The organism is Pseudoalteromonas sp. NGC95 (assembly GCF_015864705.1).
Classification (GTDB): domain Bacteria; phylum Pseudomonadota; class Gammaproteobacteria; order Enterobacterales; family Alteromonadaceae; genus Pseudoalteromonas; species Pseudoalteromonas arctica.
In genome coordinates, this window is the sequence record NZ_JADYWR010000001.1 from 192,468 (window position 1) to 210,752 (window position 18,285).

The following is an 18,285-nucleotide window of genomic DNA, read 5'->3' on the forward strand; positions in this document are numbered from 1 at the left end:
TAATTGAATCGGCATTCGTTAGTTATTTTCCCAAAGGGGTAGTTTTTATGGGCACAGTTATGTGGGTAGGTTTAATTGTTATTGCTGCTGTTGTAGCATTTTTTATTGGCGCATTTGTTACTAAAAAACAATTCAAACAAGATGAATTAAAAGAGCAGGCAGAGCAAGCTGAAAATGCGTTAGAGCAGTATCGTCAAGATGTCGCTGATCATTTAGCGAATACTGGCAAGCTCGTAAATAAAATGAAAGAAAACTATGATCAACTGCTTAGTCACGTTGAAGAAACAAACCAACTTCTTTTAGAAGATAGAAATAAAGCACCAGCAGAACCTTATTTTTCTAAAGAAACAACAGAACAACTACAAGCGTCTTTAAAAGAACGTCGTTCAGATCGTTCTTCAGCCGCAGCACAACCAGCTGATTATGTATCGGGTGAATCTGGTTTATTTGCTGGTCAAAATAAAGTTTCAGAACATTCTAAAGTATCTTGATGAACTTTTTTTAGACCCCATAGTCTTTAGATATAACAGCTTTGTTGTTTTATCTTAATAAACCAAAAAGGGCTGCTTTTAAAGTAGCCCTTTTTGTTTTTGCTTTATCTTAAGTGGAGTTACCCCTGACTATGAAAATGAAATTATCACTTATCAGCGCAGCTATTTTATCTACAAGCTTATTAATGAGCCCTGTAGCGTCTTATGCAAAAATGCCAATTGCAGTAAATGGTCAACAACTACCCACTCTTGCCCCCATGCTAGAGAAAATATCTCCTGGTGTTGTAAGTATTCAAGTTTCAGGCTCTAAAGAAGTACGCCGCCGTGCAGATCCTCTCGAATACTTTTTTGGACAACAGCAGCCTCGCAGTCAAAAACGCCAATTTAGTGGATTAGGTTCTGGGGTCATTATTGATGCTGATGAGGGCTATGTAGTGACTAATAACCACGTAATCCAAGACGCCGAAAAAATGGTAGTTACTCTCGAAGATGGCCGTGAATTTGAAGCAACTAAAATTGGTACTGACACAGAATCAGACATCGCTCTTTTACAAATAGACGCTGATGACTTAACCGAAATCAAACTCGCTAACTCAGATAATTTACGAGTGGGCGACTTTGCGGTTGCGATTGGTAACCCGTTTGGCCTTAGCCACACAGTTACATCAGGTATTGTTAGTGCTCTTGGCCGAAGTGGTTTAAACATTGAGGGCTACGAAGATTTCATTCAAACCGACGCAGCTATTAACCAAGGTAATTCTGGCGGTGCCTTAGTTAACCTCAATGGTGAGTTGATTGGTATTAATACCGCTATTTTAGGTGCCTCTGGCGGCAACGTGGGTATTGGTTTTGCGATTCCATCTAATATGATGAAAAATCTAGTCGATCAAATTATTGAACATGGTGAAGTACGTCGAGGCTCGTTAGGCATTTCTGGTCGTCCACTTGATGCTGGACTTGCAAAAGCACAGCAACTTGATGTCAAACAAGGTGCTTATGTAATGCAAGTAATGGACGACACTGCCGCAAGTAAGGCTGGAATTGAAGCTGGTGACGTTATTGTTAGCATTAACGGTGGCGACATTAGTGGCTTCCATGAACTACGTAGCAAAATTGCTACGTTAGGTGAAGGCCGTGAGATAAAACTAGGCATTTACCGCGATGGTAAAATTAAAACAGTGAAAGTAACCCTTGATGGTGCATCAGGTGTTACAGCGACCGGTGAAGAGCTGCACCCTGCATTCCAAGGCGCGACACTTGAAAATGTACAAAAAAACAGTAATAAAGGTGTTGAGGTTACTTCTGTAGATCCTCGCTCACCTTCTGCCCGTGTTGGCCTTGAAGAAGGCGATATTATTATGCAAGTGAATCGTCAACGAGTTGAAACGATTCGCGACATGAATAAAATCATCGACAGTACAAAAGGTAATATAGTACTTGGCGTGCAACGTGGTCGTGAGTCTATATTTATTTTAATTCAGTAATAAATAGCACTATTAATGTAATAAAAATAACAGTGGCACTTGCCGCTGTTATTTTTTTTATGTCATCATAAAGAGATTGCTCACTTACATAATAAGAAAATCGTGCTGAAACTAATAAAATTTATTCTTCCCCCTTTATTTGCAGGCCTAAGTATTGCTTTTTTAGTGGTTTTTTTCAGCCCTAATATGCGAGCGGCTTTACTTCCAAATGTTCCCCTACCAAGCGCAATGAGTTCGAGTCACCTGAGTTTTTCTGATGCAGTTAAACGAGCAGCTCCTTCTGTGGTTACTATTTTTTCAGAAAGTATCTCCAAAGAACCTCGTTATAAAAGAAAAAACACGGTACAAGAGCTAGGCTCTGGCGTCATCATGTCGCAAGACGGTTACATTCTTACCAACTACCATGTTGTTAATAATGCAGATCAAATTATGGTTATTCTAACCGATGGCAGACGCTTTTTTGATGTACAGCTAATTGGTTTTGATACTATTACTGATTTAGCCTTACTTAAAATAAATGCAGATCACCTTCCGGTAATTCCTGTAAATGATAGCTATGTATCCAGTGTAGGCGATGTTGTACTTGCCATAGGTAACCCGCTTAATTTAGGCCAAACAATCACGCAAGGCATTATTAGCGCAACGGGTAAGCAAAAAATTACAGACAGTCCGTACAATAACTTATTGCAAATGGATGCGGCTATTAATGTGGGCAACTCTGGCGGCGCATTAGTTAACTCCAATGGTGATTTAGTCGGCATTACTTCTGCGCAGTTTAAAACGCGTGAGAACTTGAATATTCAAGGAATATTCTTTGCGGTTCCTTACTCACTTGCTAAAAAAGTAATGGGTAAGCTCATTCGTCATGGTCGCGTTGTGCGCGGCTATTTAGGCTTTGAAGGCACAGCAGTAGATAGTACCGGCAAGGAAGTAAACGACAGTCTGACCCCAGTTACTGGCATGCGTATTACTAATTTAGACCCTTTGGGACCAGCATGGCAAGCGGGTATTGAAGAGCAAGATATTGTTATTAAAATTGCAGGGCTTTCGGTAGCAAATCCACAAAAAGTGCTGGAAGAAATAGGTAATACAGAACCAGGTAAAGAAATAGAATTTGAGCTTTACCGGAATGGTAAAATAGAAAAAATCATGGTGGTGGTAGCTGAGCTTGAAACAAAGCTTTAATAAAAAATAATACCAACTTCCATAAATCGTCAATAAAAAGGTCGGATAGCAATTTGCGTATCCGACCTTTTTAAAATAGCTTAGCTAGTTAAATATCTACTTAACTACTTCGACGTTTAATATTTGCACCCAACGCACTTAGCTTATCTTCAATGCGCTGATAACCTCTATCAACGTGATAAATACGGTCAACAACCGTTTCACCCTGTGCCACTATACCCGTTAAGATTAAGCTAGCTGAAGCGCGTAGGTCGGTTGCCATCACTTGCGCGCCCGTTAGGCTCTCAGTCTCACCACAAATTGCGGTATGCCCTTCTAAACGAATATTAGCGCCCATACGCTGCAACTCAGGTACATGCATAAAACGGTTTTCAAAAATCGTTTCCGTAATCGTTGCACTACCATTTGCTACTACATTTAATGCTGTAAACTGAGCTTGCATATCCGTAGGAAAACCTGGGTGTGGAGCTGTTTTAATATTCACGGCTCTCAGTTCTCGGCCGCGCATATCAAGATAAATACTGTCGTTATGCACTTCTAGATGTGCATTTGTTGCGCGTAACTTTTCAATCACAGGCTCAAGAGAATGAAAGTCAGTGTTTTTACAAAGTACTTCACCGCCTGCCATTGCTGCAGCGACTAAAAATGTACCTGTTTCTATTCTGTCTGGTAAAATGCTGTGCTCGCATCCTGCTAAACGCTCAACGCCTTCAACTTCAATGCGGCTAGTGCCTGCACCCGTAATTTTAGCGCCCATAGCAATTAAGCAGTTAGCTAAATCAATTATTTCGGGCTCGCGTGCAGCATTATCAAGTATGGTTTTACCATCAGCGAGGGCTGCTGCCATCAATAGATTTTCGGTAGCGCCTACGCTTACCATTTCCATAAAGATTTCAGCGCCTTTTAAGCGACCGTTTACCTTGGCATTAATATAACCATTTTCAACGTTTATTTGTGCGCCCATGCGCTCCAAACCTTGAATATGTATATCAACAGGGCGAGCACCAATAGCACACCCACCAGGTAAAGACACTTGAGCTTCACCAAAACGAGCAACTAAAGGGCCTAATGCAAGTACTGAAGCACGCATTTGCTTAACTAAGTCGTATGGCGCTAATGTTTTATTAACCGTTGCGCCGTCAATCACTAGCGTATCGCCGTGCCAATTAACATCAGCGCCTAGAGTTTTTAATAAGGCTTCAGTGGTCACTATATCGCGAAGGCGCGGTACATTAGTAAATGTACTTTTTCCATCAGCTAATAATGAAGCAAACAAAATAGGAAGTGCGGCATTTTTAGCGCCAGAAATAGTCACTTCACCAGCAAGTGAAGTACCACCTTGAATTACAAATTGATCCATTAAGAGGCCCTATTTATTGCGGTAAAATAAATTTTTGTTCACGCTTCCACTCTACAGGAGTAAATGCACGAATAGATACTGCGTGAATTGTGCCATCTGAAATTGTATTCATTAATGGGCCATAAACTAGCTGCTGCTTTTTAACTCGGCTTAAACCGTCAAAGCATTCACCTACTGCAACAACTTCATAATGACTACCATTGGCTTTTACATGTACTTCAGCTAATTGAAGTTCTTCGCGTAATAATGTTTCGACTTGGCTAGTTTCCATAACTCTCACTCAAATAGGGTTGTAACCTGACCCAATTGCATTAAATTTTGCAATTGCTCAGGTAGGTTTTGCAACTCAAGGCGAATGCCTTGCTGCTTTAATTCTGCAAAAGAGTGAATTAACCAAGCTAAGCCCGCTGTGTCAACCCTAGATACACCACTTAGGTCGAAATAGATGATTTTATGCTTGGTTAATAGCTTGCTGTTCAGAAGCTGTTCATCGCCAATTGAATTTCGAGTAAGCTCACCGTTTACTCGAAAATGTTGTCCATCAACTTGGCTTATTGCCAATTTAGTCATTCGAGTTACTGCCTCTAAACTGAACTGGTAGCTGACTCTTTTGCTCTAAAAGGTTACTTACATTATCAATACCTTGCTGACGCAAAATACCTTGTAGCTCACTTTGTTTTGCATCTAGTAAACTAATACCTTCAGCAATCATATCGTACGCGCGCCATTCACCGTCACGGTCTTCGCGTACTTTAAAATCGATTCTGATATCAGGTTTACCATCTTCAATAATTTTAGTTTTAACGACAACGACATCTTTGCCTTTAAATGCTTGTTCTGCACCAAACTCAACTTTTTGGTTTGTATATTGAGTGAATACACCTGCATAAGTAGCAACTAAATACTCTCTAAAAACACCAATAAAGCGTTGAATTTCTCTAATTGCTTTGGCTTTTTCAGCTTCGTCGGTAATTGCACGTACTTTAGATACTTCACTACCTAGTACGCGAAGTGCTGCATATTTGTAGTCGATATAAGGCATTAATTCTTCTTCAACGATTACGCGAAGATGCTCTTGATTTTTAACAATTAATGGCTGATCTTTTTTAATACGTGCAAATGTATTATCGGCAACTTGGCGTACCATTTTATTTGGATCAACCAATTTAACATCTGCTGCACTTACGCTTTGAGTTAGCGTCATTGTGCCAATTGCTACAATAGCTAAAAACTTTTTCAACATAATAATTACTCACTACCTTGGTTGAATAAAAACTGCCCGATTAATTCTTCAAGTACAATGGCAGACTTAGTATCAGTAATTGAATCGCCATCACCTAGTGCTTTACTTTCCACACCAAACAAATCGTCAATTGCTTCATCTTGCTTGTTTTCAGTCACTGTTTCGCCTAAACAACGTTGTTTAGCCGAATCTGGAGAAATGACAGGGTGAATACCTAAGTACTGCTCACCTAAAATACCCGACGTTAAAATAGAGATTGAGCTTGTGTCTGAAAAACGACATAAATACTGTGCATCAATGGTCATGTTTACCACTGGTAAAAACTCTTGTGGGTGTACATAAATTGATTCAACACGACCAATTACAACACCACCTACTTTTACCGGCGCACGCGCTTTTAATGAGCCAATGTTTTCAAACTTGGCATTAAGCGTATATGTTTCGCCAGAGCCACTAATACCTGAATTGGCAACTTTAAGTGCGAGCATCGCAAAAGCTAAAATGCCAAGTGCTACAAAAAAACCAACTAAAATTTCTAATTTCCGTGAATTCATTATCTATACCCTATTAGCTGGTAAACATTACCGCTGTCAAAATAAAGTCAAAACCTAAAACTGCTAATGACGAATGAACAACCGTTTCGGTGGTTGCTTTGCTGATCCCTTCTGAGGTCGGCACACAGTCATATCCTTTATAAAGCGCAATCCAGGTCACCACTATGGCAAATACAAAACTCTTAATAATACCGTTTAGTATGTCTTGCTGAAACGACACTTGTGATTGCATGATTGACCAAAAACTACCTGTATCAACCCCCAGCCAATCTACACCCACTAAATGAGCGCCTATGATTGCTACGGCTGAAAATATCAATGCAAGCAATGGCATGCTTATAAAACCCGCCCAAAAGCGTGGTGCAATAATACGTTTTAGCGGATCGATTGCCATCATCTCAAGTGATGAAAGTTGCTCTGTTGCTTTCATTAAGCCAATTTCAGCAGTCAATGCGCTACCTGCGCGTCCTGCAAACAGTAATGCAGTAACAACCGGGCCCAGTTCTCGCAATAAACTCAGTGCCACTAACGGCCCTAAACTATCCTCAGCGCCATAACCAACTAATACGGTGTAACCTTGTAGAGCCAACACCATGCCGATAAACAAACCCGACACCATAATAATCAGTAACGATTGCGAACCCACCATATAAAGTTGGCGAACAAGTAACGGTGTGCCTTTTTTAAAATTAGGAACATGCGCAAGCGCACTAAACAGCATATAAGCCGAACGGCCAAGAGCCGCAAAACGTCCTAGCGTTTTATGCCCTAGCTTTTGAAATAAATCCAACATTATGCTTTTTCTCCAAGTAGTTCGTCTGCATAAGCTTGAGCCGGAAAATGAAATGGTACCGGACCATCCGACAAGCCTTTTAAAAACTGTTGAACTAAAGGAGATTCATGATTGCGCATTTCATCAGGAGTACCACAACCAATTACACCTTGATCGGCGATAATTATAACGTGATCGGCAATACTCATTACCTCTGTCACATCGTGTGTCACAATTAAAGACGATAAACCCAATACTTCGTTAAGCGACTTAATTAGCTTAACCAATACGCCCATCGAAATAGGATCTTGTCCTGCAAATGGTTCATCGTACATGATTAGCTCTGGATCAAGTGCTATAGCGCGCGCAAGTGCAGCACGTCTTGCCATACCGCCCGATAACTCAGAGGGCATTAAATCTTTAGCGCCACGTAGCCCAACCGCTTGCAATTTCATTAATACAACTAATCGGATAAGGTCTTCACTTAGCTTTGTGTGCTCTCTTATAGGAAACGCAATATTGTCAAATACCGACATATCAGTAAACAGCGCACCACTTTGAAAAAGCATGCTCATTTTAGTACGTGCTTCGTATAACTCTTTACGAGACATTTTAGGAATGCTGCCACCTTCAAATAAAATATCACCTGAATCTGGTTTAAGCTGACCACCAATTAAACGCAACATAGTGGTTTTGCCAATTCCGCTTGGCCCCATGATCGCAGTAATTTTACCTTTAGGAACGCTAAAACTCATATTTTTATATATAGTTCTATTGCCTCTCGAAAAGCTAACATCCTTGACTTCTACTATTGATTGCGACAAGTCGCTCTCCATAAAAATGTTCACTAGTGCACCTATTTTAAAGCTTTTTTGTCAAAGATGGAAAAAACAATTCGTAAGATTTTGTAATACACCCATGAAAAGGATTATAAGACTCGCTCAAAACAGCTTAACCCCGGCTTAAATTTTTAAATTAGCTGTTTAAAAGCAGCATTGTTACGTAGTTGACCTTACTCTTTTATTTATACTTTCATCTTGGCTTTTGTTACTATTCGCGCCATCCGTATTTTGTATAACTGGCTTAACACAATGGTTACCTCGTTTGTTATTTTAATTCTTGGTTTTGCAGCTCTTGTTTGGAGTGCAGACAGGTTTGTTTATGGCGCTGCGGCTCTTGCTAAAAACTTTGGTGTACCTACACTTATTGTTGGTTTAACCGTGGTAGCTATGGGCTCTTCAGCACCCGAAATGATGGTTTCAGCCTCTGCCGCTCTGGCTAACAAAACCGACACAGCGGTTGGCAATGCTGTTGGCTCTAATATTACAAACATTTTACTTGTGTTAGGTATCACTGCTCTATTTCGCCCTCTTTCAGTTTCATCAAGTACATTAAAACGTGAAATGCCATTAGTGATGCTCGTATCTTTAGCTACTTGGTATGTGTTCTCAGATAACTACTTTTCATTTAATGAAGGTGTTGCACTTTTGGTTGGCTTTATCGTATTCATCGGTGGGTTAATTATTGTATCTATGCGTGCAAAAAACCAAGATGATCCATTTGTGTCAGAAGCCTGCGACGATGTACCAAACGATGTACCTACGAAAAAAGCGGTATTTTGGTTAGTTGTCGGCATGATACTCCTACCTGTTAGTTCTCATTTTTTAATAGGTTCGGCTGTCGATATTGCTAAATACTTCGGCTTAAGCGACTTAGTCATTGGCTTAACAATTATTGCCATCGGTACTAGTTTGCCTGAACTTGCCGCTTCGGTTGCAGGTGTACTTAAAAATGAAGATGATTTAGCACTAGGTAATATTGTTGGCTCAAACATATTTAATATTCTAGCGGTATTACCACTTGCCGGTATTATTAACCCTTCAGCCATTGACCCATCATTAGTAAGCCGAGACGTATTAATTATGATTGGCGCAACACTTGCTCTTATTATTATGTCATTGAACTTTAGAGGCACCCAACGTATCAATAGAGTAGAAGGCGGCTTATTGCTAATAGCGTTTTTGGGTTACCAAGGGTATATTTTTAGTCAAGTAGGGTAAATGATGGCAACGCTAAATTTTATTGAACAAGGCCTTCGCGTTTTAGATGTTGAACGCCAAGCACTTAGTGATATTGCACAATATGTAGATGAAAATTTTCATAACGCGTGCCAATTAATGTACGACTGCGAAGGCCGTATTATTGTCATTGGTATGGGTAAGTCAGGTCATATTGGCAATAAAATAGCGGCAACCCTTGCAAGCACTGGCAGTCCAGCATTTTTTGTTCACCCTGGTGAAGCAAGTCATGGTGATTTAGGTATGATCACTAAAAATGACGTGGTTATGCTTATTTCTAATTCAGGGGAGACCAGCGAAGTTTTAAATATCATTCCGGTTTTAAAACGACTTGGTGCCAAAATGATATCGATGACTGGCAATACGCAATCAACCATGGCGACCCTTGCTAATGTACATGTGTGTATTAAAGTAGAAAAAGAAGCCTGTTCATTGGGTCTAGCTCCTACATCAAGTACCACTGCAACGCTTGCGATGGGCGATGCCATGGCAGTTGCATTATTAGAAGCTCGCGGGTTTACAGCTGATGACTTCGCGCTATCTCACCCAGGTGGTAGTTTAGGCAAGCGCTTATTACTTACTTTAAAAGATGTTATGCACAGCGGCGCAAATACACCTATTATTAGCGTTTCACAAACAGTTAAAGACGCCCTTATTGAAATGTCTGCTAAAGGGCTAGGTATGACAGCCATTGTTGATGAAAATCAGCAGCTCGTGGGATTATTTACCGATGGCGATTTGCGTCGTATTTTAGAGCAAAGAATTGATATTCATACAACACAAATAGATGTTGTTATGACTAAGTCATGTACTACGGCTACACAAGATATTTTGGCTGCTGAAGCGCTTAATATTATGGAACACAAACGTATAAATGGCTTAATCGTCGTCAATGATAAAAACCAACCTATTGGCGCATTAAACATGCAAGACCTATTAAAAGCAGGAGTGTTATAAATGCAATTTGAAGAACTCTATCAACCGCTGAGCGATGATGCAAAAGCACGCGCTAAAAAAGTAAAGCTACTTATATGCGATATTGATGGTGTATTTTCTGATGGCCGTATTTATCTTGGTAATCAAGGTGAAGAGCTAAAAGCATTTAATACAAAAGATGGTTTTGGCATTAAAGCGCTTATAAACAGTGGCTTTGAAGTGGCTGTAATTACTGGTCGTCATTCACAAATAGTGCAACAACGTATGAGCAGCTTAACCGTACAGCATATTTATCAAGGCCAAGAAAATAAGCTCATTGCCTATCAAGAATTAAAAGACAAACTCAACCTTAGCGATGAACAAATTGCTTATATCGGTGATGATGGTCCTGACATGCCCGTTATGGAATTAGTCGGCTTTGCTGTTGCAGTAAATGATGCCCATCCACTTATTAAACGTTTATCACACTATGTAACGCAAATGCCTGGCGGCTTTGGTGCAGTAAGAGAGCTCACCGACTTACTTATGCTTGAAAATGGTAAAGCATTGACTACACAAGGCACTAGTTCATGAATGCAGCGCGCATAATATTAAGCGTTTTATTCATTAGCTGTATGGTTTGGCTTTGGTACCCTTATTTTACACAAACAAATATTGTACCTCAGACTGAGCCTGAAGTTATTGCCAAGCCTGATTACATAGCCATAGAACTCAAACAAACAGCCTATGACGAACAAGGTAAAATTAGCCACAAAGTCACTGCGGCTAAAATGGAGCTATATCAACAATTAGGTTTTACGTTTTTTGAAAAACCTATTTTTACTTTATATAACGAAAAGCAAACGTGGCAAATAAATGCAGACGAAGCAACATTATATGAAGACAAACAATTAATTTTAGAAGGCAATGTGGTTGCCAAAAACTTAACCGATAACGCCATGATAGACAAAATCAATGCTGATAATATTCAAGTAGATATAAAGCTATTAACAATGCGTTCGGAGCAACCCGTTATCATTACTGGGCCCAATTTAAAAATCACTGGTAAAGGCCTAGAAGCCGACTTAAAAACCGAAGTGATAAAACTAATTAACCATACGCGAACCATATATTATGACCAATAAAATATTAAAATCACTTATTATTCCTACACTTATACTAGCGTTTAATAGTAGTGCTGCAGAGCAAAACACGCAACCGGCTGCAAATCAAATTTCAATAAGCGCCGATAAGCAAGAAGGTCAATTAAAAGCTAATGTCGGGATTTTTGAGAAAAACGTTGAAATTATTCACGGTAACCGCCGTATCACAGCCGACCGCTTAGAAGTACATAAACGCGATGAACTTGGCGATAATAAACAATTATTAATTGCTACAGGTAGCCCTGCGCACTTTGAAGAAAAGCAATCAGATGGCACGACTATGAGCGCCAGTGCTGACGAAGTACGTTATGATGTATCTAAGCGTTTTTTAACGCTTGTTGGTAATGCACAAGTATCGCAAGCGGGACAAAAAATAAATGCTAAAAGCATTACCTACGATATAGAGCAGCAGCTAATCAGTGCCGAAAAAGATGAAAACTCAACTGACCGCGTTCACACAATTTTAGTGCCAATCGAGACTAAAAAAAGTAAAAAAAGCGACAAAGGTCAACCATGAGCACATTAAAAGCAGAGCTATTAGCAAAGAGCTATAAAGGCCGTGAAGTTGTAAAAAACGTCGGCCTTGAAGTCAAAGCTGGCAGTATTGTTGGCTTACTTGGCCCTAACGGCGCAGGTAAAACTACCACGTTTTATATGATAGTAGGACTTGTACCTAGCGACAAAGGTAAAATATCGATAGACGATAACGATATTACTCTTTTACCTATGCATAGTCGTGCTAGATTAGGCATTGGCTACTTACCGCAAGAGTCTTCAATATTCAGAAAGCTGACTGTTTATCAAAACTTAATGGCCATTTTAGAAACGCGCAAAGAGTTAAATAAACAAGCTAGAGAAGACACTCTCGATAAATTATTAGATGAATTTAGCATACAACACATTCGTGATAGCCAAGGTATGGCATTGTCAGGAGGCGAACGTCGTCGTGTTGAAATAGCACGTGCGCTGGCAGCAGATCCTAAATTTATATTACTGGATGAACCATTTGCAGGTGTTGACCCTATTTCGGTATTAGACATAAAGAAAATAATAGAACATCTTAAAAATCGTGGGATTGGTGTATTAATTACCGATCATAACGTAAGAGAAACCCTTGATGTTTGTGAAAAAGCCTACATTGTTTCTCATGGGGAGCTGATTGCATCAGGTACTCCAGAACACGTATTAAATGATAAAACAGTACGCGATGTTTACTTAGGCGAGCAATTTAGGCTGTAACATTTACGCCATGTCTTTAAGCATCTGCTAGTATTAATTATAACAACATAAAAGGATTGTTAGAGATACATGAGGCAATCACTACAGCTGCGCATGGGCCAGCAACTTACAATGACTCCACAGCTGCAACAAGCTATTCGTTTGTTGCAACTCAGTACATTGGATCTCCAGCAAGAAATACAAGAAGCTCTCGACAGCAACCCGCTATTAGAGGTTGAAGAAGCAGACTATTCAGAAGACGCTGCAGGTAAAAACGAGCAAAAAGCAGATACAGATGACATAACTGTTAGCGCATCTGCCGATGATGCTCCAAGCGAATACGAACAAGATAGTGGTGAAGCACTTGCAAAAGACACGCTAAGTGACGACATGGCTATGGATGTTAGTTGGGATGAGTACATGAGTGCCGCCCCAGCAGCATCATCGGGTCCGATGCCTGAAGACGAATCAATATACCAAGGCGCCTCTACTGAAACGCTCCATGAGTATTTAATGTGGCAGTTACAACTAACGCCATTTAGCCCTACAGACGAAGCTATTGCTATTGCTATTGTAGAAGCCGTCGATGATTCAGGTATTTTAACACTAAGCTGCGAAGAGATTTTAGAAAGCTTTAATCAAGAAAACGAAGATGATAACGAAGTCGAACTTGATGAAATTGAAGCTGTATTAAAACGCATCCAACTGTTTGATCCTGTTGGTATTGCTGCACGTAGTTTACAAGAGTGTTTGTGTATTCAGCTTAACCAGTTTGATAAAGAAACACCTTACATTAATGAAACAAAAATGATTTTAACCGAGCATATTGATTTATTAGCTGCTCGTGACTATCGTACATTAATGAAGAAAACTAAGCTCAAAGAAGAAGAGCTTAAAGAAGTAATGACATTAATACATACTCTTAGCCCTAAACCTGCAGATACTATTGTAAGAGAAGAATCTGAGTATGTTATTCCTGATGTGTCAGTTAAAAAAATTAAAGGCCGCTGGGTTGTTGAGTTAAACCCAGATAGCATGCCTAAAATTCGTGTTAATAGCCAATACGCGGCAATGTCTCGCACTGTAAAATCCAGTGGTGACAGCCAGTTTATTCGCTCGCATTTACAAGAAGCTAAATGGTTTATTAAAAGCTTAGAAAGTAGAAACGACACGCTATTAAAAGTAACAAATTGTATTGTTAAGCAACAACAAGGCTTTTTTGAACACGGTCCTGAAGCCATGAAACCAATGGTTTTAAATGATGTTGCTGAAATGGTAGAAATGCACGAATCAACAATTTCGCGCGTAACAACCCAAAAGTATATGCACACACCCCGTGGTATATTTGAGCTTAAATACTTTTTCTCAAGCCATGTAAGCACCGAAAACGGGGGTGAATGTTCATCTACAGCAATCCGTGCGCTTATCCGAAAATTAATCGCAGCAGAAAACTCAGCAAAACCATTGAGTGATAGCAAAATAGCGGATATATTGGCTGAGCAAGGAATTAAAGTAGCGAGACGTACAATCGCAAAATACCGCGAATCTCTGGCTATTCCACCGTCAAATCAGCGTAAAAGTTTGATTTAAGACGCAAAAAAAAGAGGGTAATGCTTATGCAACTAAACTTAACTGGTCGTCACGTAGAATTAACCGATTCACTAAGAGACTATATTAATACCAAATTTGCGAAGCTAGAAAGACACTCTGATCATATTAATAATGTTCATGTCATTCTCGATGTAGAAAAATTAAATCAAAAAGCAGAAGCCACCATACACGTAAGCGGTGCTGAGCTATTTGCCTCTACAGAACATCAAGATATGTATGCCGCCATTGACTCGTTGATCGACAAGCTCGATCGACAAGTAATTAAACACAAAGAGAAGCTTGCTCGACACTAATATGATGAAATTAAGCTCACTTATATGCCAGGACTGCAGCAAAGCTGCGGTCCTTTTTAATAGCAAAAAAAGAATTTTAGAGTTCATTAGCGAACTTGCTCACGACAAACTTCCGTATTTACCGCAACAAGATATTCTTAATGCTTTAATGAGCAGAGAAAAATTGGGTAGTACAGGTATAGGGCGTGGCATTGCCATTCCTCATGGAAGAATGAGCGGTGCAGAAGAGCCTTTGGCTTTAGTGCTCGTTAGCGAAACTCCAATAAATTTTGATGCAATCGATAATCGCCCTGTTGATATTTTCGTCGCACTCATCGTACCAGATGGCGATAACCAGCAGCACTTAAAGACTCTAGCAACCATTGCTGATAAACTAAACAACAAAGATTTTTGTAAACAGTTACGCAGTGCAAAATCAGATGCTGAGCTTTACCAAGTTATTGTCAATCAATCATAGTTTTATAAAGGGTGTTAAATGGAGTTAATTATCATAAGCGGCCGTTCTGGTTCTGGAAAGTCGGTTGCTTTACGCGTTGTAGAAGATTTAGGTTATTATTGCGTAGATAATATTCCAGTTAACTTGCTTCCTTCATTAGTTCGCAGTGTGTCTGATAGCTACGATAAAATTGCTGTTAGCATTGATGTGCGGAACATCCCTAAACAACAAGATGAATTTAACGATATTCTTGAATACTTGCCTGGCTTTGCAAAACCTACGTTATTTTATTTAGATAGCGACGATCAAACATTGATCAAACGTTTTTCTGAAACTCGTAGATTACACCCACTATCAATTGACTCGTTGCCTCTTGATTTAGCCATCAAAAAAGAAAAAGAATTACTTGATGTATTAATCACCCGCGCCGACTTTATGATAGACACGACTGATTTGAGTGTTCATCAACTCGCTGAATCTATTCGTGAAAAGATTTTAGGTAAAAAAGATAAACAACTAATTGTCACGTTTGAATCGTTTGGTTTTAAACACGGCATACCAAAAGAAGCTGATTATGTATTTGATGCACGCTTTTTACCAAATCCACATTGGGAACCTGAATTAAAACCTTTAAATGGGTTAGATCAACCCGTTAAAGATTATTTGGCCAATCACAGCATAGTGCAAAAATTCACATGGCAAATTCAAACATTTGTACAAACATGGTTACCGCACTTAGAGCGAAATAACCGCAGTTATTTAACCATTGCTATTGGGTGTACAGGCGGACAACATCGCTCTGTATATTTAGCGCAAACTATTGGTGAAAGTTTTGCAATGACACATCCCAATGTGAAAATTCGCCATCGCGAACAAGAAAAATAATATAGCTGAATAATCACCTGTTCAGCTTAGGTAGAGTAAGTTATGCATTGTGAAGACACTTTTTTAATAAAAAACAAATTAGGATTGCACGCCAGAGCAGCCACCGTGCTTGCCCAATTGGCAGTGCAGTTTGATGCGACAATTACATTATTTCAAGATGACAAAGAAGCTGCAGGCGATAGCGTACTTGCACTAATGTTACTTGAAAGTAGCCAAGGCAAAGAAGTAAAAGTTGTATGTAAAGGCCCCGATTCTGAGCAAGCTTTACATGCTGTTGGAGAATTAATAGCACAACGTTTTAATGAACAAGAATAAACAGTTATAAAAATAATGCTCGCATTACTAATGCCCCAACTAAAACAGATATATAAAATAAATACGGTTAGTGACGCCAGTTAACTCACCTCTCCCCATAAAGTAATATAAAAATTTATAAAGGACGCCAATGCCTGAAGCTTTTGAACAAGATTACCCACTACAGCAACTAAAACAGGTGACTAAGTCACTCAATAGTGGTCAATTTGTTCAAGTTAGGCGCATGCTCGCAAAAACAGCTCCTTGTGATACCGCATTATTATTAGAATCATCACCGCATAAAATTCGCCGACTCCTTTGGCAGTTGGTTGATCCTGATGTGCAAGGCGATGTTCTTGAAGAACTCTCAGAAGATGTTCGTTTAGGCATTATTGCCCAAATGGAACCTAAGCACATTGCAGCCGCAACAGAAGATATGGGCCACGATGACTTAGGTGAAGTATTACGTAGTCTGCCAGACACCGTCTATAAAGACGTTGTTAGCGCGATGGACATTCAAGACCGTGAACGTGCAACACAAGCACTTTCGTATCAAGAGCGTTCTGCTGGCGCGCTAATGAACACCGATACGGTGACCATTCGCCCTGATGTTACGCTTGATGTTGTACTTAGGTATATTAGGCTACGTGGCGAGTTACCAGAAGGTACCGATGACTTGTACGTTGTTGATAAGCATAACTGCTTTATAGGCGCTTTATCGCTGAGTACATTATTAACTAACCCGCCAGAAAAGATTGTTCGCGATTTAATGGATGAAGATTGTGAATCCATTCCAATCTCAATGGATGAAAGTGAAGTCGCGCAATTATTTGAACGTCATAATTGGATATCGGCCCCCGTAGTTGATGATAACGATCAGCTCCTTGGTCGTGTCACTATCGATGACATCGTTGACGTAATCCGAGAAGATGCTGAGCATAGTTTATTGGGCTTAGCCGGTCTTGATGATGAAGAAGATACCTTTGCGCCAGTACTAAAAAGCTCTAAAAAACGCTCAGTCTGGTTAGGTGTCAACTTACTAACTGCACTTGCAGCTGCTTTTGTAGCTAGCTTTTTTGAAGGCACTTTAGATGTGCTCCCTATTTTAGCTGTACTAAACGGTATTGTCCCTTCTATGGGCGGTGTTGCAGGTAGCCAATCATTAACGCTTGTTATCCGTGGTATTGCGGTAGGTCATATTAATCAAACTAACCAACGTTTCTTGATGATGAAAGAGCTTGCTATTGGCGCGTTAAACGGTGTTTTGTGGTCGTTGTTAATAGCAGGTGTTATTGCCCTATGGCAGTGGGACTTTATGCTTGGTGGCGTACTCGCCTTCGCTATGTTTATGAACTTAGTGGTGGCAGGTGTTGCTGGTGCGAGTATCCCTATTATTCTTAAAAAGATGAATATAGATCCCGCTCTTGCAGGTAGTGTAGTTTTAACTACAATTACAGACATTGTGGGTATATTCGCCTTTTTAGGTACTGCTACCTGGTTGCTGGTTTAAATTAGAAACTTTTGCAAATAACTAAAGTAAAAAACACTTAGAGTAAAGCTGCAACTATGACAACGGATACCAAAAATAAAAAAGACACACCTAAAAAAACGCCAAAACAAAAAGGCTTATCAATATTAAAAAGTGTGTTGATATATGGTTTCATATTTTTCGTAATTTATAACGCTGTAAATTGGTGGCGACAACCTGTTATGCCAGCAAATCCTCAATTACAATTAATAGATTATAAAGGGCAAAACATTGATTTGTCAGCAATGAGCCAAGATAAACCAACACTTGTCTATTTTTGGGGAACTTGGTGCCCTATTTGTAGTATTACCTCCCCTGCCATAAACGAACTCGCAAACGAGAATAACTACCCTGTAGTGAGCATCGCAGTAAAATCAGGTTCGGATCAAAAACTACATGAGTATCTAAATGATCATGGCTACAGTTTTACCACTGTCAACGATCAACACGGTGAGATATTTGCCGATTGGCAAGGGCAAGTCACGCCATCTTATATAATCTTAAAAGATAATAAAATGACGCAAGGGCTAACAGGCATTCAGCCGTTGTGGTCACTTAAATTACGTTTGTGGTTATCATCAACGTTTTAAGAAAAAACTAACTGCAAGTATATAGGCACTAAATACGTGCTATCTCAAGAGGGGTTTCTAAAAGCTCGCTCTTTATCACCTACAATAATATAGATAATAAAGAGCAAGGTTTACTTAATTTACGCATGAAAAGGGCTTAAAAACTCTTGGCGTAATTAAACTAATCTACTAGTTATTAATAGATT

23 protein-coding genes are annotated in these 18,285 nt (G+C 39.6%); 16 read left to right on the forward strand and 7 right to left on the reverse strand.

The window, feature by feature from the left end; translation table 11 throughout:
• The first annotated feature begins 47 nt into the window (after positions 1-47).
• The 3 genes from I6E70_RS00890 (at position 48) to I6E70_RS00900 (ending at position 3,160) form a co-directional block, all read left to right on the forward strand.
• Positions 48-491 (forward strand): YhcB family protein, encoded by a 444-nt coding sequence (locus I6E70_RS00890; RefSeq protein ID WP_007580324.1) that lies wholly within the window; start codon positions 48-50, stop codon positions 489-491.
• 131 nt (positions 492-622) lie between these two features.
• Positions 623-1,975: a Do family serine endopeptidase gene (locus I6E70_RS00895; RefSeq protein WP_010554276.1), complete on the forward strand. Its 1,353-nt coding sequence runs from the start codon at positions 623-625 to the stop codon at positions 1,973-1,975.
• 102 nt (positions 1,976-2,077) lie between these two features.
• A complete protein-coding gene (locus tag I6E70_RS00900; protein WP_007580320.1) occupies positions 2,078-3,160 on the forward strand; it encodes a trypsin-like peptidase domain-containing protein in 1,083 nt (360 codons plus the stop codon).
• 100 nt (positions 3,161-3,260) lie between these two features.
• Here the strand turns inward: I6E70_RS00900 and murA are convergent, their stop codons facing one another.
• Genes murA through I6E70_RS00935 form a run of 7 tightly spaced genes read right to left on the reverse strand, consistent with a single transcriptional unit; the run spans position 3,261 to position 7,925 of the window.
• On the reverse strand, positions 3,261-4,520 hold the full coding sequence (murA, locus tag I6E70_RS00905; RefSeq protein ID WP_007580318.1) for a UDP-N-acetylglucosamine 1-carboxyvinyltransferase: 1,260 nt from the start codon (positions 4,518-4,520) through the stop codon (positions 3,261-3,263).
• Positions 4,521-4,533: 13 nt separating this feature from the next.
• On the reverse strand, positions 4,534-4,791 hold the full coding sequence (locus I6E70_RS00910) for a BolA family protein (RefSeq protein WP_002957953.1): 258 nt from the start codon (positions 4,789-4,791) through the stop codon (positions 4,534-4,536).
• Positions 4,792-4,796: 5 nt separating this feature from the next.
• Positions 4,797-5,090 (reverse strand): STAS domain-containing protein, encoded by a 294-nt coding sequence (locus I6E70_RS00915; RefSeq protein WP_007580316.1) that lies wholly within the window; start codon positions 5,088-5,090, stop codon positions 4,797-4,799.
• Positions 5,083-5,763 carry an MlaC/ttg2D family ABC transporter substrate-binding protein gene (locus I6E70_RS00920; protein ID WP_197187826.1) on the reverse strand — a complete coding sequence of 227 codons (681 nt, stop codon included), beginning with the start codon at positions 5,761-5,763 and terminating at the stop codon, positions 5,083-5,085. Before I6E70_RS00920 ends, I6E70_RS00915 begins: the two co-directional genes overlap by 8 nt.
• Before the next feature lie 5 nt (positions 5,764-5,768).
• On the reverse strand, positions 5,769-6,317 hold the full coding sequence (gene mlaD, locus I6E70_RS00925) for an outer membrane lipid asymmetry maintenance protein MlaD (protein WP_002957950.1): 549 nt from the start codon (positions 6,315-6,317) through the stop codon (positions 5,769-5,771).
• Between the two features lie 13 nt (positions 6,318-6,330).
• Positions 6,331-7,110 carry a lipid asymmetry maintenance ABC transporter permease subunit MlaE gene (gene mlaE, locus I6E70_RS00930; protein ID WP_002957949.1) on the reverse strand — a complete coding sequence of 260 codons (780 nt, stop codon included), beginning with the start codon at positions 7,108-7,110 and terminating at the stop codon, positions 6,331-6,333.
• Positions 7,110-7,925 carry an ATP-binding cassette domain-containing protein gene (locus I6E70_RS00935; RefSeq protein ID WP_076915496.1) on the reverse strand — a complete coding sequence of 272 codons (816 nt, stop codon included), beginning with the start codon at positions 7,923-7,925 and terminating at the stop codon, positions 7,110-7,112. The genes mlaE and I6E70_RS00935 overlap by 1 nt, the downstream gene beginning before the upstream one ends.
• Before the next feature lie 255 nt (positions 7,926-8,180).
• On the opposite strand from I6E70_RS00935, the gene I6E70_RS00940 reads away from it, so the two are divergent.
• The 13 genes from I6E70_RS00940 to I6E70_RS01000 all read left to right on the forward strand — a co-directional run bounded on the left by I6E70_RS00940 (position 8,181) and on the right by I6E70_RS01000 (position 18,100).
• Positions 8,181-9,149, forward strand: coding sequence for a calcium/sodium antiporter (locus I6E70_RS00940; RefSeq protein ID WP_024607453.1), 969 nt, complete (start codon positions 8,181-8,183; stop codon positions 9,147-9,149).
• Positions 9,150-9,152: 3 nt separating this feature from the next.
• On the forward strand, positions 9,153-10,124 hold the full coding sequence (locus I6E70_RS00945; protein WP_197101340.1) for a KpsF/GutQ family sugar-phosphate isomerase: 972 nt from the start codon (positions 9,153-9,155) through the stop codon (positions 10,122-10,124).
• Positions 10,125-10,676, forward strand: coding sequence for a 3-deoxy-manno-octulosonate-8-phosphatase KdsC (gene kdsC / locus I6E70_RS00950; RefSeq protein WP_007580311.1), 552 nt, complete (start codon positions 10,125-10,127; stop codon positions 10,674-10,676).
• Positions 10,673-11,227 carry an LPS export ABC transporter periplasmic protein LptC gene (lptC, locus tag I6E70_RS00955; RefSeq protein WP_007580308.1) on the forward strand — a complete coding sequence of 185 codons (555 nt, stop codon included), beginning with the start codon at positions 10,673-10,675 and terminating at the stop codon, positions 11,225-11,227. The genes kdsC and lptC overlap by 4 nt, the downstream gene beginning before the upstream one ends.
• Positions 11,217-11,762 (forward strand): lipopolysaccharide transport periplasmic protein LptA, encoded by a 546-nt coding sequence (lptA, locus tag I6E70_RS00960; RefSeq protein ID WP_024590191.1) that lies wholly within the window; start codon positions 11,217-11,219, stop codon positions 11,760-11,762. The genes lptC and lptA overlap by 11 nt, the downstream gene beginning before the upstream one ends.
• Complete coding sequence (gene lptB / locus I6E70_RS00965; protein WP_007580304.1) at positions 11,759-12,484, forward strand: LPS export ABC transporter ATP-binding protein; 726 nt, start codon at positions 11,759-11,761, stop codon at positions 12,482-12,484. The genes lptA and lptB overlap by 4 nt, the downstream gene beginning before the upstream one ends.
• A 69-nt stretch (positions 12,485-12,553) precedes the next feature.
• Complete coding sequence (locus tag I6E70_RS00970) at positions 12,554-14,053, forward strand: RNA polymerase factor sigma-54 (protein ID WP_007580303.1); 1,500 nt, start codon at positions 12,554-12,556, stop codon at positions 14,051-14,053.
• 26 nt (positions 14,054-14,079) lie between these two features.
• Positions 14,080-14,367 (forward strand): ribosome hibernation promoting factor, encoded by a 288-nt coding sequence (gene hpf / locus I6E70_RS00975; RefSeq protein ID WP_007580301.1) that lies wholly within the window; start codon positions 14,080-14,082, stop codon positions 14,365-14,367.
• Positions 14,368-14,371: 4 nt separating this feature from the next.
• On the forward strand, positions 14,372-14,824 hold the full coding sequence (gene ptsN, locus I6E70_RS00980) for a PTS IIA-like nitrogen regulatory protein PtsN (RefSeq protein ID WP_024594001.1): 453 nt from the start codon (positions 14,372-14,374) through the stop codon (positions 14,822-14,824).
• Positions 14,825-14,842: 18 nt separating this feature from the next.
• A complete protein-coding gene (gene rapZ / locus I6E70_RS00985; RefSeq protein WP_101216897.1) occupies positions 14,843-15,688 on the forward strand; it encodes an RNase adapter RapZ in 846 nt (281 codons plus the stop codon).
• A gap of 42 nt (positions 15,689-15,730) precedes the next feature.
• Positions 15,731-16,003 (forward strand): HPr family phosphocarrier protein, encoded by a 273-nt coding sequence (locus tag I6E70_RS00990; protein WP_002957937.1) that lies wholly within the window; start codon positions 15,731-15,733, stop codon positions 16,001-16,003.
• Between the two features lie 130 nt (positions 16,004-16,133).
• On the forward strand, positions 16,134-17,492 hold the full coding sequence (gene mgtE, locus I6E70_RS00995) for a magnesium transporter (RefSeq protein WP_007580297.1): 1,359 nt from the start codon (positions 16,134-16,136) through the stop codon (positions 17,490-17,492).
• Between the two features lie 56 nt (positions 17,493-17,548).
• Positions 17,549-18,100, forward strand: coding sequence for a protein disulfide oxidoreductase (locus I6E70_RS01000; RefSeq protein ID WP_197187827.1), 552 nt, complete (start codon positions 17,549-17,551; stop codon positions 18,098-18,100).
• The last annotated feature ends 185 nt before the right edge of the window (positions 18,101-18,285 follow it).

Excerpts from the sequence above, each read along its gene's own strand:
- rapZ (WP_101216897.1), top strand. The coding sequence starts at position 14,843 with ATGGAGTTAATTATCATAAGCGGCCGTTCTGGTTCTGGAAAGTCGGTT.
- I6E70_RS01000 (WP_197187827.1), top strand. The coding sequence starts at position 17,549 with ATGACAACGGATACCAAAAATAAAAAAGACACACCTAAAAAAACGCCA.
- I6E70_RS00990 (WP_002957937.1), top strand. The coding sequence starts at position 15,731 with ATGCATTGTGAAGACACTTTTTTAATAAAAAACAAATTAGGATTGCAC.
- I6E70_RS00945 (WP_197101340.1), top strand. The coding sequence starts at position 9,153 with ATGGCAACGCTAAATTTTATTGAACAAGGCCTTCGCGTTTTAGATGTT.
- lptB (WP_007580304.1), top strand. The coding sequence starts at position 11,759 with ATGAGCACATTAAAAGCAGAGCTATTAGCAAAGAGCTATAAAGGCCGT.
- kdsC (WP_007580311.1), top strand. The coding sequence starts at position 10,125 with ATGCAATTTGAAGAACTCTATCAACCGCTGAGCGATGATGCAAAAGCA.
- mgtE (WP_007580297.1), top strand. The coding sequence starts at position 16,134 with ATGCCTGAAGCTTTTGAACAAGATTACCCACTACAGCAACTAAAACAG.
- mlaD (WP_002957950.1), bottom strand. The coding sequence starts at position 6,317 with ATGAATTCACGGAAATTAGAAATTTTAGTTGGTTTTTTTGTAGCACTT.
- hpf (WP_007580301.1), top strand. The coding sequence starts at position 14,080 with ATGCAACTAAACTTAACTGGTCGTCACGTAGAATTAACCGATTCACTA.
- murA (WP_007580318.1), bottom strand. The coding sequence starts at position 4,520 with ATGGATCAATTTGTAATTCAAGGTGGTACTTCACTTGCTGGTGAAGTG.
- I6E70_RS00970 (WP_007580303.1), top strand. The coding sequence starts at position 12,554 with ATGAGGCAATCACTACAGCTGCGCATGGGCCAGCAACTTACAATGACT.
- I6E70_RS00915 (WP_007580316.1), bottom strand. The coding sequence starts at position 5,090 with ATGACTAAATTGGCAATAAGCCAAGTTGATGGACAACATTTTCGAGTA.
- mlaE (WP_002957949.1), bottom strand. The coding sequence starts at position 7,110 with ATGTTGGATTTATTTCAAAAGCTAGGGCATAAAACGCTAGGACGTTTT.
- ptsN (WP_024594001.1), top strand. The coding sequence starts at position 14,372 with ATGAAATTAAGCTCACTTATATGCCAGGACTGCAGCAAAGCTGCGGTC.
- I6E70_RS00920 (WP_197187826.1), bottom strand. The coding sequence starts at position 5,763 with ATGTTGAAAAAGTTTTTAGCTATTGTAGCAATTGGCACAATGACGCTA.
- I6E70_RS00935 (WP_076915496.1), bottom strand. The coding sequence starts at position 7,925 with ATGGAGAGCGACTTGTCGCAATCAATAGTAGAAGTCAAGGATGTTAGC.
- I6E70_RS00940 (WP_024607453.1), top strand. The coding sequence starts at position 8,181 with ATGGTTACCTCGTTTGTTATTTTAATTCTTGGTTTTGCAGCTCTTGTT.
- lptA (WP_024590191.1), top strand. The coding sequence starts at position 11,217 with ATGACCAATAAAATATTAAAATCACTTATTATTCCTACACTTATACTA.
- lptC (WP_007580308.1), top strand. The coding sequence starts at position 10,673 with ATGAATGCAGCGCGCATAATATTAAGCGTTTTATTCATTAGCTGTATG.
- I6E70_RS00890 (WP_007580324.1), top strand. The coding sequence starts at position 48 with ATGGGCACAGTTATGTGGGTAGGTTTAATTGTTATTGCTGCTGTTGTA.
- I6E70_RS00910 (WP_002957953.1), bottom strand. The coding sequence starts at position 4,791 with ATGGAAACTAGCCAAGTCGAAACATTATTACGCGAAGAACTTCAATTA.
- I6E70_RS00895 (WP_010554276.1), top strand. The coding sequence starts at position 623 with ATGAAAATGAAATTATCACTTATCAGCGCAGCTATTTTATCTACAAGC.